Annotated in this window: 15 protein-coding genes and 1 pseudogene; 7 read left to right on the top strand and 9 right to left on the bottom strand. The window is 38.2% G+C overall.

Going from position 1 to position 13,068, the window contains the following annotated elements; translation table 11 throughout:
* Positions 1-28 precede the first annotated feature (28 nt).
* The 3 genes from fliN to asd all read right to left on the bottom strand — a co-directional run bounded on the left by fliN (position 29) and on the right by asd (position 3,767).
* A complete protein-coding gene (gene fliN, locus EHQ59_RS08370; protein ID WP_135619222.1) occupies positions 29-1,099 on the bottom strand; it encodes a flagellar motor switch protein FliN in 1,071 nt (356 codons plus the stop codon).
* Between the two features lie 96 nt (positions 1,100-1,195).
* Entirely contained in the window at positions 1,196-1,519 is a 324-nt protein-coding gene (locus EHQ59_RS08365) for a DUF971 domain-containing protein (protein WP_135619220.1), read from the bottom strand.
* Between the two features lies 1 nt (position 1,520).
* Positions 1,521-3,767 carry an archaetidylserine decarboxylase gene (gene asd / locus EHQ59_RS08360; protein WP_135619218.1) on the bottom strand — a complete coding sequence of 749 codons (2,247 nt, stop codon included), beginning with the start codon at positions 3,765-3,767 and terminating at the stop codon, positions 1,521-1,523.
* A 35-nt stretch (positions 3,768-3,802) separates the two neighbouring features.
* On the opposite strand from asd, the gene EHQ59_RS08355 reads away from it, so the two are divergent.
* From EHQ59_RS08355 to EHQ59_RS08340, 4 genes are read left to right on the top strand one after another with little or no spacing between them, the layout of a single operon-like run.
* Positions 3,803-4,627: an LIC_11366 family protein gene (locus EHQ59_RS08355; protein WP_135619216.1), complete on the top strand. Its 825-nt coding sequence runs from the start codon at positions 3,803-3,805 to the stop codon at positions 4,625-4,627.
* A 39-nt stretch (positions 4,628-4,666) separates the two neighbouring features.
* Complete coding sequence (locus EHQ59_RS08350; protein ID WP_135619215.1) at positions 4,667-4,906, top strand: hypothetical protein; 240 nt, start codon at positions 4,667-4,669, stop codon at positions 4,904-4,906.
* Complete coding sequence (locus EHQ59_RS08345; protein WP_135619213.1) at positions 4,903-5,250, top strand: arsenate reductase family protein; 348 nt, start codon at positions 4,903-4,905, stop codon at positions 5,248-5,250. The genes EHQ59_RS08350 and EHQ59_RS08345 overlap by 4 nt, the downstream gene beginning before the upstream one ends.
* Positions 5,251-5,670, top strand: a complete 420-nt coding sequence (locus tag EHQ59_RS08340) for an SRPBCC family protein (RefSeq protein ID WP_135619211.1) — start codon at positions 5,251-5,253, stop codon at positions 5,668-5,670.
* Positions 5,671-5,679: 9 nt separating this feature from the next.
* On the opposite strand, the gene lpxD is transcribed toward EHQ59_RS08340, so the two are convergent.
* Positions 5,680-6,702, bottom strand: coding sequence for a UDP-3-O-(3-hydroxymyristoyl)glucosamine N-acyltransferase (lpxD, locus tag EHQ59_RS08335; protein WP_135619209.1), 1,023 nt, complete (start codon positions 6,700-6,702; stop codon positions 5,680-5,682).
* Positions 6,703-6,803: 101 nt separating this feature from the next.
* Here lpxD and EHQ59_RS08330 point away from each other — a divergent pair, with 101 nt between their 5' ends.
* The gene (locus EHQ59_RS08330; RefSeq protein ID WP_135619207.1) at positions 6,804-7,283 is read left to right on the top strand and encodes an OmpA family protein; all 480 of its coding nucleotides are present in this window, start codon (positions 6,804-6,806) and stop codon (positions 7,281-7,283) included.
* Here EHQ59_RS08330 and EHQ59_RS08325 read toward each other — a convergent pair.
* From EHQ59_RS08325 to EHQ59_RS08305, 5 genes are all read right to left on the bottom strand, one after another.
* Positions 7,280-7,825: a TIGR04282 family arsenosugar biosynthesis glycosyltransferase gene (locus tag EHQ59_RS08325; protein ID WP_341867143.1), complete on the bottom strand. Its 546-nt coding sequence runs from the start codon at positions 7,823-7,825 to the stop codon at positions 7,280-7,282. The genes EHQ59_RS08330 and EHQ59_RS08325 overlap by 4 nt on opposite strands.
* 10 nt (positions 7,826-7,835) lie before the next feature.
* Entirely contained in the window at positions 7,836-9,041 is a 1,206-nt protein-coding gene (locus EHQ59_RS08320) for an MptA/MptB family glycosyltransferase (protein WP_244245449.1), read from the bottom strand.
* A 67-nt stretch (positions 9,042-9,108) separates the two neighbouring features.
* Entirely contained in the window at positions 9,109-9,834 is a 726-nt protein-coding gene (locus EHQ59_RS08315) for a glycosyltransferase family 2 protein (RefSeq protein ID WP_135619201.1), read from the bottom strand.
* A complete protein-coding gene (locus tag EHQ59_RS08310) occupies positions 9,812-11,134 on the bottom strand; it encodes a multiheme c-type cytochrome (protein WP_244245448.1) in 1,323 nt (440 codons plus the stop codon). The genes EHQ59_RS08315 and EHQ59_RS08310 overlap by 23 nt, the downstream gene beginning before the upstream one ends.
* A 2-nt stretch (positions 11,135-11,136) precedes the next feature.
* Complete coding sequence (locus EHQ59_RS08305; RefSeq protein ID WP_135619199.1) at positions 11,137-12,057, bottom strand: sulfurtransferase; 921 nt, start codon at positions 12,055-12,057, stop codon at positions 11,137-11,139.
* A gap of 138 nt (positions 12,058-12,195) precedes the next feature.
* Here EHQ59_RS08305 and EHQ59_RS08300 point away from each other — a divergent pair, with 138 nt between their 5' ends.
* Both EHQ59_RS08300 and EHQ59_RS17780 read left to right on the top strand, forming a co-directional pair.
* The gene (locus EHQ59_RS08300) at positions 12,196-12,672 is read left to right on the top strand and encodes a DUF4395 domain-containing protein (protein WP_135619197.1); all 477 of its coding nucleotides are present in this window, start codon (positions 12,196-12,198) and stop codon (positions 12,670-12,672) included.
* Positions 12,673-12,879: 207 nt separating this feature from the next.
* Positions 12,880-13,068: pseudogene (locus tag EHQ59_RS17780) on the top strand (hypothetical protein); the annotation flags it as partial.

The raw sequence follows: 13,068 nt of genomic DNA, 5'->3' as shown, positions 1-13,068 counted from the left end.
CATTTGATTCCTTTCTTAGCCTTTTGGATCATTTTTCGCCTTTGAGTCTATCTGTAGGACTTACGATATCGGTGACACGAACACCAAAGTTTTCATCGATGACCACAACCTCACCTTTGGCGATGAGTTTGCCATTCACAAGTAAATCCACTGGCTCACCAGCTAACTTGTCTAACTCGATGATGGATCCTTCACCTAATCCCAAAATGTCTTTGATGTACATTTTCGTTCTACCGAGTTCCACGGTAAGAGCCATTTGTACATCCATAAGAAGATTGAGATTGGTTTGACCCGGTCCACCACCTGCTGTGGCAAGAGATGGAAAGTTGACACCTTTGATTCCAACAGAACCTTGACCGCCACCCATACCCATATTGGGTTGCATGTTGACGTTCATTCCGCCGGACTGTTGTTGTTGTTTTTGGCCACCACCCTTTTGGATATCAAGGATGGAATTTGCCATAGTTAATGAGATTACATAATAAACTTTAAAGGAACCAACACCATCAATATTCAAACTGAGGGAAGTTTTCACCAAACTGTTGTCATCTGGAAGTTGCAAATCACGTCCAGAATTCACAAGGGAAATTTCAGGTGGACTACCTGACATGGTCCCACCAAGTTTCATACCAATTTGAGCAGTCACAGTTCCTAAAATAGGAGCAAGAGAATCTTTTAGAGTTTGTAATTGAGCGTTGTCAAGTTGACCAGGAGGAGCCATTCCTCCCATCATCACACCTGCAATTTTTGCAGCGTTTTCTTGTGCCATGACAAGACAGACTCGTCCCGCCAAACTGCCGCTAATGGTTGAAAACAAACTTACCGACTTGGAGCCCAATTCTTTTTGAATGTCAGAAGAGGAGCTCGATTCGGTGGCAGGGTTCATAAAACGAGTGTTTTTTGCCAAGATCGTGCCAAGTGTGTTCCCCGCCACCTGGAATGCAGAGCCGATCACATCAGAAATAATGTCACGGTCAATAGGAGATAGGTTGTCCGATGACGAACTGGATGCGCCACTTAAGGAAGAGAGGTCGAATGTATCATCCGCGCCTTGTAGTAATGCGTCTATCTCGTCTTGTGAGAGTGAACCTTCACCCATGCCCTTTTATCTCCGGAAAAACTTAGGATAATGAGACATAATATGAATCTTTTTGTCACTCAGTTTTTTTCCGAATTGACAAAAAGTAACCAAACCTTAGTCAAAGGCGCCGGAATTTCCCTCAGCGTAGGCTCGCAAATGGTCATAGGAATAAATCCCTGTATTGTGGTAGTCACTCCAAACGATGGAGATCGCATATCGACCCACTTTTGTCCAAGAAATCAGTTTGATGGACTCAATATGACCCGTTGCCTGCCCCACTTTGCCTCCATGCCCACCCCGACAAGTGGCACAGGGGCATTTTTTTCGAAGGTCTAACAATGAATATTTGCTACCATGTCCATCTTTCCACTCGATATAAAGGAAGTCGTCATCGAAGGAAATTTCTTTTGGGAAAGTAGCCAGTTGGGAATTCATCATCTTAAAATTTGACCGGTAAACTTGTTTTTTTGGACTTAAAATGACCCACGGTGGTTCCGTATTGGATTTTATCTCCGAGTTGGATGTTTGTCAAATCAATCGTATCGTTTTCGAATACGAGGATGACAGTGGAGCCCATTTCAAAACGACCCATCTCAGAACCTTTATCAATCATGATGGAGACATCTTTGTAGTGGTGTTCTTTGGCAAAACGGATCCAATTGTTTGTCACAATTTTGTTGTCGTAAGTGACACGGATTTTTCCTACATTCGATGCCCCCACTTTGATCACGGCAATTTTGCCATATTCAGTTTGTAAAAAGGTGATGAGCCTTTCGTTTTTAGGAAACAGCCCGCGGATATTGAGAACGGCAAGGTCATTCACGGGAAACAATTTTCCCGGCTCATAATAATACCCTAAAATTTGGCCCGCGAACGGACTGTGGATTCTATGATAATCTTGTGGGGAAAGATAAAAGGTAATGTATTTCCCGTTTGTGAAGTGAGGATAAAATTTCTCAGAACCTAATAGCTCTTTTACGGAATAATCAATCCCTTTGGCTTGGATGATGGTAGATTGGTTGATGTTCCCAAAACTTGTGATTTTGGAATCTGTGGGAGAAACAACTGCATTGACTGCCGAATCAATGATCCGAGCTTCTGCACGAAGAGCTCTTGTAAAAAACTGATTGAGGGAAGCATACTCTTTGATTTCGAGTTCCGCTTCACTTAGGTTGATCTTATATGCTTTTGCAAATGCCTTTAAGATCGGGATCATCATAAATCTTGGTAACTTTAACGTAGAAAAGTAACCAAAAATTTTAGAGATTAGATTTTTAGGAAGTAAGGTTAAAAAGAGTAAATAAATATCTTTAAAAATTTCATACCTGGCTCCTGACTCAGAGAGGTATTTTTTGAGTTCCAAGTTAGCAGATTTGCCAAGTAACATCAGGGAAACAAGAAGTGGAACACTGGTAATCACAGCTGCCACATATCCCCAATGCATGACAAACGTAAACACTTCGATCCCGTATTTTACGTATAAATAGGCAAAACCAAGAGTGGAACCGATGAACAACATTCTAAAAAAATTAGAAAATTTCTCACCAAACACATAGAATGCGTTCTGCTCTCCACTATAAAACCAACCTGCCAAACTCAAAACCCCGAAACACAAAAAGGAAATCACAAAGAGGATCACAGAGACTGAATTCCCTTCGCTCAAAATACGACTTGGGAATGCGAGGATGGTTTCTAAATTGACCGCACCATAGGAATATAACACATATCCAACCATCGTCGCCATGATAAAACCTTCAAAAAAGGAAGCGAGCATACTCACTAACCCTTGTTTTGCGGCATAATCAGTGCGAACAACACCAGCAATTCCTGATGACTTCCCGACTGCAGTTTCTGTAGATAAAAAGAATGTACTCAAAGAAACGGAAAGTGCCCTTAAAATTCCAAATGCTCCCCCACCTTGCAAGGCTTTGATGGTAAATGCTTCTTTTGTGACATCAGCCACAAATCCAAAAAAGGAAATCATGCCACTAGAAAAAAGAGAGAAATAACCAAATATAAAAAGTAAAATCCCAATAGGTGCAAGGACACTTGCCGCTCGACCAACTCGCCTAACACCACCGATCACGATAAAAAGTAAAATCACAGACAAAGAAATGGGGCCTGACATGCCAGACAAACTGAGTCCCTCCTTAGTGAGGTAGGTCAGTCCAACAAAAGGGAAAATTCCTCCGAAGACAAGAACGGTCACAAGACTTGCCAGAGAAAAAGCAACGGCAAGCCACTTGGCTCGTAAGGCCTTTTCGATAAAGTACATAGGCCCTGAAAGGTAACGACCACTGGGAAGTTGGTTTCTGAATTTTACAGCCAAGGTAGAAGACACAAAACGAACTGGCATCACAAGGAGACTCATCACCCAAATCCAAAAAAGAACACCAATTCCACCGTAGGCGATGGCCAGAGCTGTTCCGATCACGGAGCCTGCTAACAATGAGGAACCAATCCCAGCAAAAAATGCCTGTGAGTGGACCAGTTGCCCCTTGGACCCTTTGAAGTCCATATTCCCAGTGAGGATTTTCAGGGAGAGAAAGAGAAATCGAATCTGCGGAAAACCCAACCGCACGCTCAAATACAAAGAAGCGAGAAGGATGAGGTAAAAATAAGGACTTAGGATATCAGATCCTAAAATGAGATTAAACTGAGATCCGTTTTGAAAGAGTGTTTCCATATAGGTTCTTCCTCACGAAATTGGATGAAATTGTTATGTCAAGATGTATTGTAATCCTTTCGATTCTCGTTTTCCCCATTTGGTTTCTAAGAGGTCCCGAAGTTTACGCTGAAAGTTCTGGGCTCGAATATGGGTTTCGATACGGAATGGGAGAACGGGTTCCAGGAAGATTTGATGGCGATCTAAAACAATTCACTTCAACCTTCAATCCACTGATCTATTCAGACGTGAGTTTGAGTGGTGGTCGAAATACGAATTTATATGAAGCATTTTTTCGGGTCTTACTCGACTCTCGTTCCCGTGTAGGTTTTGTTGTAGGTAGAAATGACTGGCAATTCCTGCAACTAACGGAAGTTACAAGTGATTTTTATTATACTAAATTACAGTCAGAAATTTATTCCTACCATGTGATGGCAGTGTATCACTACTTACTTCCTATCTATAAAAATTGGGAATGGGAAAATGGAATCGGAATGGGTTTTACTTCAGCGGATTGGAACATAAGAGGGTATTCTATAGGAGAACTTCCACCCGATACCCAATATTTTAACCAAAGAGGTAGGCTCCGAGGAAGTGGGCTTGGGTACCGAGCAGAAACAGCCATCAATCACAGGTTATACGAACGAACTTTTTTTCAAATTGGACTTGGTTACCATCATGTTGCGATTGATCGATTTAGTGGGAATTATAACGGGGAAACCTCGAGTTTTTACATTGGGACTAATGGGCGTGTGGGTGTGCTTGATGACACAAGGATCATTGATGCAACTGTGAGCACTGCACAATCATTTCGCAGGTTGGATATGAACTCTGGCGCTTGGATTTTGTATTTTTCAGTCTTCCAAAGGTTTTTGGATTGACGATCCTTTCATTTGAATGAAATTCTTTAAGAAAATTCCATGAAATCTTCTAAAATCATTACCATCGGTATTAAAGAACTGGCCCACCAGAAGGTCATCCTTGCTGCTTGGTATAACTTTCTAAAAGAGAACTTCGATGCAAAAAAAGTTTCTGCTGAAGAGTTTACTTTATACTTGCAAGCACATGTTATGTATGACTTGGACAAAGATCAAATTGAATTGATGTTGTCTGGTACAGAGTCACTACTCGAAGAATTTAGAAAGTCTATTTTTGGATGAACCTACAGATCTTCGGCACAAAAAAATGCAAAGATTCTAAAAAAGCACAACTCTTCTTTCAGGAGAGACGTATCCCTTTTCAATTCATTAACCTACAAGAAAAAGAAATGAGCAAAGGGGAACTAAGATCCATTCTTGGTAGTGTCAAGTTAGATGATTTAATTGATACAGAATCAAAAGTTTACGAAGATAAAAATTTAAAATACATGTTATATGATAAAGAAGAAGCTCTATTAACAAACCCTCTTCTTTTTAAAACGCCAATTGTGCGAGATGGAAAAAAAGCAACCATTGGGTTTGTTCCCGAAATTTGGAAACAATGGATTAGCGATTCCAAAAAATAAATGATCGAAACAAAAGTCGAAACTTTAATCCAAAAACCTGTATCTATCGTGTTTGCTTATGTACGAAATATGACAAATCAAACTGCTTATAACCAAAGTATCTATTCTTGCGAAGTCAAAAACCCTGAAGCCACTGAATACAAAATTCAAATTGATTTAGGGATTTTTAAATTAAACGAAATCTATAAAATTGAAGAAGTAATCGAAAACAAACGAATCATCGCTAGTTGCACAGCAAATGGAATGAAGTTTACGGATTCCTATGAGTTTTTAGAACAAGGACAAAATTGCCTTCTCTCCATTTCCGATAAAATGGAGTTAAAAGGACTGTTTCAACTGAGCGAAGGCCTAGTCAAAATGAATCTCAAAACGCAAATGACCGAAAACTTAAACAAATTAAAAAAAATCTTAGAATCTTAAACCAAGGTTTTATTCTTCTTTTCCGATCTTTCGTTTTGCAAATTCCTTAGTCAACTCGGGTAACATTGGTAAGGCACTATGAATTCGATGCATTTCGAGAGCAGGTCTTGCAGGGATTCCAAAATAAGCAGTTTTTTCCTTTGAGTCTTCTGTGAGGCCAGAAAGTCCAAGTAATATCGAACCCTTTTTCATCGTTAGATGTTCGGCAACCGCAGACTGACCCGCAAGAAAACATCCATCTTCGATGGTAACGGAACCTGCGAGCACTGTAGCACCAGCAATGTATACATAATTTCCTACACGACAATTGTGTCCCACATGGACATGGTCATCAAACTTTGTAAAATTTCCAATGGTGGTGGATTCTAAGGCAGCACGATCTACCGTACAATGTGCACCCATTTCCACATCATCACCCACAATTACATTCCCAATTTGAGGCACTTTGTAACGAACACCTGCATAATCATAAAATCCAAATCCATCGGCACCGATGACTGTATTTGAATGGATCAAATTCCTTTTTCCTACTATGCAATGATTATAAATGACAACACCAGACTTGATAACTGTATCATCTCCAACTTCCACATTGGATTCCAATACAACATTTGGATATAGGACCACATTGTCTCCGATAACAACATTCTCTTGGATGACTACAAATTCCATGATGGTTACATTTTTCCCAATCTTAGCAGTTGGATGGATACTGGCTTTGGGGGAAATGGAAACAGGTAACGAAGGTTTCTTTTCAAACAAAGAGATCACTTGGATAAACTTAACTTTGGAACCTTCTTCTGGAACGATGATGGCATTGGGGAAGGTGATGGCTATTGAATCAATCGTAAGGGCAATATTTACTTCAGATGCTTTTTTATGTTTGTTTAGGTATTTTTTGGAAGCCACATAATAGATGCTATTCGGATCAACAGGAGTATGATGTTCCAAATCTTTGATCCCTTTGATTTCCAGTTCCCCGTTGCCAGTGAAACTTGCACCTAATTGTTCAGCTAATTCTTTCAATTTCATAATCACACCTAGGAGTGAAAAATATTGAGAAGGGACATATTTCAATCATATTTTTAAAATCCGTTCTCTGGATTCAAAAGGTAACAACCGATCATTATACTATGCCATCATCTTTTTTCTATAAAGTACTAGTTTGTTTTTTGTTAACTTACACTGTTCAATATCTATACTTCCCATGGACAGATCTCAAAGCAGAAGAAGGTTTTATTTTTGAAAATCCTTATCAAAAAACAGAGAAACAAACAGAGATTACTTCCTTCACCATCTACTTTTCGAAAAAATCAAACCTAATTCCAAAACCAGACCAAGTCCGTTTACAAGCAGTGGCAGACTTTCTCAACCAAAACAAGAATTATGAAATTTATATCCATGCACACGCGGTAGATGGAAAAAATTACAAAGAAGATATTTTGATTAGTGAAAAACGATCTTTAGAAGTGGAACGTTTTTTAATCATTCATTTTGTGGAACCAAACCAAATCAGACGGTTATTTTATGGAAATTCAAAATCAACTAACGGCACAAAGGAACACGAAGCTTTGAATCGCAGAGTAGAAATCAAATTACAACCAAAGAGTTAACGATTTCTTTTCCATTCCTTCCAATCGTCTTCTGTATCAATATCATTTAATGTTACTAACAGTGAGTAAGTAAATTTCTTAGATTGGATCGTTTGCAAGGTCAAAGGCAAAACAGAATCCGTACTCCAAGGAATATTTTCAAACACAAATGGATGATACTCTTTCATCCCGAGTAAATAGTAACCTCCATCTATGGCTGGACCAATCACAAAATCTGTAAGATCAAGTGCATCATAAGCTTCCTCAAACAAAGAAGGTTTGAGATACGGACAGTCTGTACCTATGATTAAAATTTTACCCTTCTCATTAGAAAACTCATTCTGAAATGCACTTGCCATTTTTATTCCTAAGTCACCTGTCGATTGTATTGCATGAGAAAACTCATTACCAAAATACAATTCTGTATGTTCTGGCAATTGATCCCAATATACAATTTTTTCTACCCCTAACTTGGATGTGATGGATTTTGTGAGTTGCAATAGTTCTTCATACACTTCCAACGCTTTTGGATTCCCCACCGCATGAGCCAATCGTGTCTTCACCTGACCTAGTTTAGGTTGCTTGGCGAAAATAATCAATTTCCGTTCTAACATAAATACATAATCCTAATAAAGAATAAACCCAATATAAGTAAAAAAAGATCTCAGAAACATAAATGATATAAGAGAAAAACCCTAAACTCACAACAAAAACCTGCCATCTAAATGGAATCCGAGAACACATTCCCAAAACGACAAAAGGGATCCAATACCAAGAATGGATCACAGGTGAAAACAGTAAGAAGGAAAAATAAACAAACAAAAGTTTTTTTTCCATGTTTGCCTTTTGGAATTTGGGTTGGAGAAAAACAGATAAATTGATCAAACCAAAACAGATGAGAGAGAATATCCCGGAAAGATAAGATAAACCAAGTTTATGGAATGGAAAATAGAAAAATGGCTCCAAGATGCCTGCAAATCGAAAGGAATGAAAAAACAAACCAATCCCTCGATTCCCTTGGGATTCCCAATTTGCAAATACCGTCCATTTCCAAATCAGAAGTGAAACGAATCCAAATCCGAGCAAAACAAAAACCGATTTTGATTTCTTTAAAAATGCTAACAAGAAGATGGTGGTAGTCAATTTTATTTGCGTCAAAATAAAAAAACCAAATCCCAGGATTCGGTTTTTTTGAAATCGGATGAGAAATAACAACCAAGGCAAAAATAAAATTTCCGGATGAAGTTGCGACACCCCTTCTACGATTACAAGTGGATTGGCAAAATAAACCCAATAAAAGGAAAAACTTTCCTTCGGGTAAAACCGACGAATCAGGATTAAATTCAGAAGATCAAAGGTAAGAAATAGTAATTGGATACCTAAAAAGGAAGTGTGTATTAAATCATTGAGTAAAGTCCCAAGAACGAAAATGGATAATAAAAATAAGGGATATACCGAAATATAATCCGGACTATTCATCTTTGTGACAAAACTTTTTGTTTGTTCAAAGAAGTTTGGATGTTCCAAAAGCCATTGATTCGGCGTTAGTTGATACGGATCCTCTCCATAAAACAACAATTTCGCATCAAACAGATAACGATAAATATCATCACTGAACGCGGGAGTAACTCCCAACACGACACAACGTAACAAAAGATGATATAAGAAAAAACTGGGAAAATGATTTCGGAATAAAGAAACTTTTGTTCTTAAAAATGCAAACGTTACAGAGAGGGCGATTGTAGAAACAATGATGGAAGTCAAATCATTTCGATCCATTCCATTTACGACAGAAAATAGAAGAATTGGATAGAATAGCAGAGGAACCATCTTCCTCCCAAGATTTTCATTTCCCGAAAAAAAGTAATTTAAAAAAAGTATATAAGATTTTTGTTCCCACTCGAATCGACATAGAAATTGTACCTGATATTTTCGAAACACCGGCAATTCGTTTTCGGTAATGTACAGGGATTTCAATTACCTTCATTTTCTGTTGTAAGGCTTTGACGTGCATCTCAATGTTCCATCCCCAAGTTGGATCTTCCATTTTCAATTGCATAAGAGATTGGTAACGTATGATCCGAAGTGGACCCATATCTGTATATTTTTTCCGAAAGAAAACGAGGATCAAAAAACAAGTTAATGCATTCCCGAACTTTTGAATGTAAGATAAAGAACCTGATTCCGTTATACCAATGGTTCTGGAACCAATCACTAAATGAGAATTCGTTTTTTCAATTGTATGGAGTAAGGTTTGAATATCCAAGGGATCATCGGATCCATCCGCATCACAAAATAGTATGTATTCAGGTTTAACTTTCTTTGACTGAATCCAATCCAAAGCGACAAGACAGGCATTCCCATATCCAATGATTGGACAATCCAGTGTTTGGATCCCCAATTCTTTAACTAAAGAAACTGTGTTGTCTTTCGATGCATTGTTTACAACAACGAAGTTTGACTTCGAAATCCTAGAATGATTGATGAGTCCAGTTAATGCTTGTTTGATACTTAATTCTTCATCCCTCGCAGGAATGATACAAATCAGTTTATTCTCCGGCACGTTCTGCATTTCGTTTATATAACTCTTCCAAGGAAGTTTCCTTTTGAATCTTCCCATACGCATCAAAAAATGATTCGATGACAATGGAACTATGGGGATAAAATGTTTTTATATTTTTGACTTTGTTTTGATAGGGTTCTGCAACGTTTTCAGCAGTTAACATCATATAGTCGGATGTTTCGTTTTTTAAACGTACATGAACCGCTTGGAATCTATACTGGACAATAGAAGTAAGATCTCCTTTTCTATCAATACTCCATTCGAATTCTCCCTTTCTCGGGATTCGATTGTCAGATATTTTTTTAGCATTTGGAGACCATTCCCATTCCTGACCAATTTTCATTTCCCTAGAAAACAAAGTTTTTCCTGTGGAATCAAATCCGTGAAGAGTCAGTCGATAAAATCGTTCAGGATCTCCAGACGTCACGTAGTGGTCAGCAAATTGATTTTGGATGTGAAGTATCATTTGATCTTTCTCTACTTGTATCCCAGTGAGAACAAGACCTGGTTTGTAACCCAAACGAATTTGGTCTTTGTACAAAGCAAATGTCTTTGGGACTCCTCCGCCTACAAACCCATGCCGATGTGAATTTCGGATGGGACGATGTAGGGATGCTTTCACAAAGGATCGTTTCACTTCAGGCATATGGCAACTCACACATGTTTGCTTCGATTCGGAAGATTGTAATTCTGTACCAGTTTGAAACGAACAAACAAGTGATTGATTTAACGTATAGGTTTCGTTATGACAATCATTACATCGATTTTCTAAAAATTCTTTTTTTATTTGAGTGGGATGAGGTGGTGAGGTTCCCCCTCTTCCCCCAATCACATAACTTTCTTTGGTATTCGCATCTACTCGAACATGGCATGTTGCACAAGTAATTGCTTCTTCCTTCATTTCAGGATTAAAATTTGGATTAGGAATTTCGATTGGTTTAAAATAGTCTCCCCCTTGTAAGGCGGTGATGATTGTTTCCCTTTGGTTTTGGATGGGGATATGGCAATTGAGACATATCCATTTGGGAGAACTTGGTTTCGCTAACTCAGATTGGAATTGTAAGTCACTGAGTGCATTTGCATGGGTAGACAATTTCCATTCTTCATAAATCTCAGTATGGCAATTCCCACAATTTTTGGCTGTAGGTGCGCCTACTGCTTTCAAATTAGGTAGGTTTTCAATAGGCCTCACCCAATGTTTTCCAGGGAATACTTCTTCCAATGGAACTTCTCTTTGGTTTTGGTAAACGTAATATCCAACTAACATAGTCGATATGGAAAAAATGGCGATGAATAATAATCGTTTCAATTTTATTTTTCTAAGGGAAGGTCAGGAAAGGAAGACCACTCCCACATAGATCCTGAATAATTATAAGCATTGTAACCATAAGAACGTAAAATTCCTACTACAAAAGCAGACCTCACTCCTCCTGTACAATAGGCAATGATGGGTTTTGTAGGACTGATCCCTAATTTGCTAAGTGTTTTTTCCACTTGTTCTTTTGATTTAATCTTTCCCGTATCATCAAGAAGGTTTTGGTAGTATAAAGATTTTGCTCCTGGGATATGACCTCCTCTAACCTCTCCATATGGTGTGGATCCATTAAACTCACGCACTTCTCTTGTATCTAAAATTTGGTAAGTGCCAAGTCCTAAGTCTCTTTTGATTTCTTCTTTCGTAATGTTAGTTTTCTGTGATAATATGTTTTCCTTTTGCAAAAAGGAAACGGAGGATTGATTTGAATTGGTTTTCAATTGTTTCCTTTGTTTTAAAATGTTCAGTAAGGAAATATCACTTCCATCATACCAAAACGATTGATGGTAACCAACCTCTCGTAAACTCCAAACCAACCTGCCTTCTTCCCCCCAACCATTTTTTCTATCACCTAACACGACTAGCCAATCGTTTGGAGAGATTCCGAGAACGGACAGTTTTTTTTGAATTTTGTCTTCGTTTAATAATTTTCCTCGAAAAGGAGCATCCGTAAGAGAAAGATCTTCCCAACTAAGAACGATACCATTTGGAATTTTGTTTTTGAAACGCGATAGATACGAACGAGTATCAATGACTTTGAAATTGGGTAAACTGAGAGTCTCAGGAGGAGATAAAAACCAAATCTCTTCCTTTGGGTTAGGTTTTGGTTGGGAGGGTTTTGCCGTGATTTGTAACCAAAAGGCCCAAATGAGAGCAAAACTGAAGAGGTAGATCCCGTAGGTTTTCTGGATTTTCATAAAATCGCCTCCAAACTAGAGTATATTTTCTTCTAAGACGAATTTTCCGTCAATAAGATAAACATTTCCTCCAAGAAAGCGAATTTTTCTTGCCATATGGCCAACCGAGTCCAGATTGGAAGGAGCGGAGGAAAACAGATGAAACTAGGATATTATCCAGACGTCGTCAATGAAAATGTCACAAGGATTGTGGCATCCACAGTTGTCTTTTTAGGAGTTCTTTCCATTCTATTTCCCAACTATGTTGTGTTAGGTTTACTTCTCCTCGGATTTATCCTCCGTTTGAGTTACGGTCCTAAGTGGGAACCTTTCGCATTTTTTACTTCAAAGTATCTTGTTCCTTGGTTAGGGATATCGTTTGTACCTTCCGCTGGACCACCCAAACGATTTGCACAACTCATTGGCTTTTCCTTTAGCCTAGTAGCCATTCTGTTATATGCCAATGGGTATCTTTTGGCATATCAAATCACACTTGCCACGCTTGTGTTCTTTGCTTCTCTTGAGTCCTTTTTAGGTTGGTGCGCAGGATGTTTTATGTTTGGTTTACTGATGAAAATCGGTGTGATACCAGAAGAAGTTTGTGAGCGTTGCAACAATTTAAATTTTAATAAATAGAATCACCTATCCTTGTTAGGTTGGATTTCTTATCTCAGTGTATTGGTTGTTACTGCTTTTTTTCTGAAAGTAGTAACTATCCCAAATGTTTTTTTTAAGCAATATTTTAAAACAATATTTCTCTTAGGTTTTTGTTTTAGGATTCTTTGTTTTTTTTTACCTCCTTTTTGGGAAGATGATTGGGCCAGATATCTCTGGGAAGGAAATTTGATTCGGAATGGAATATCACCTTACGAAGTAGCTCCCCATCATTTTTTTAACCAAACATTCGATGATGTAACAACAGAAATACTCTCCCAAATCAATCATCCCGAATGGACAACTATATATAGTCCTTTTGTATTACTCTATTTTGCTTTATTTTCCTATGGTTTTTCCACAATTCTACTAAAAAGT

Source organism: Leptospira kemamanensis (assembly GCF_004769665.1).
GTDB classification, from domain to species: domain Bacteria; phylum Spirochaetota; class Leptospiria; order Leptospirales; family Leptospiraceae; genus Leptospira_A; species Leptospira_A kemamanensis.
Note: the sequence above shows the minus strand (reverse complement) of the source record. Positions and strands in the feature narration are given on the sequence as shown.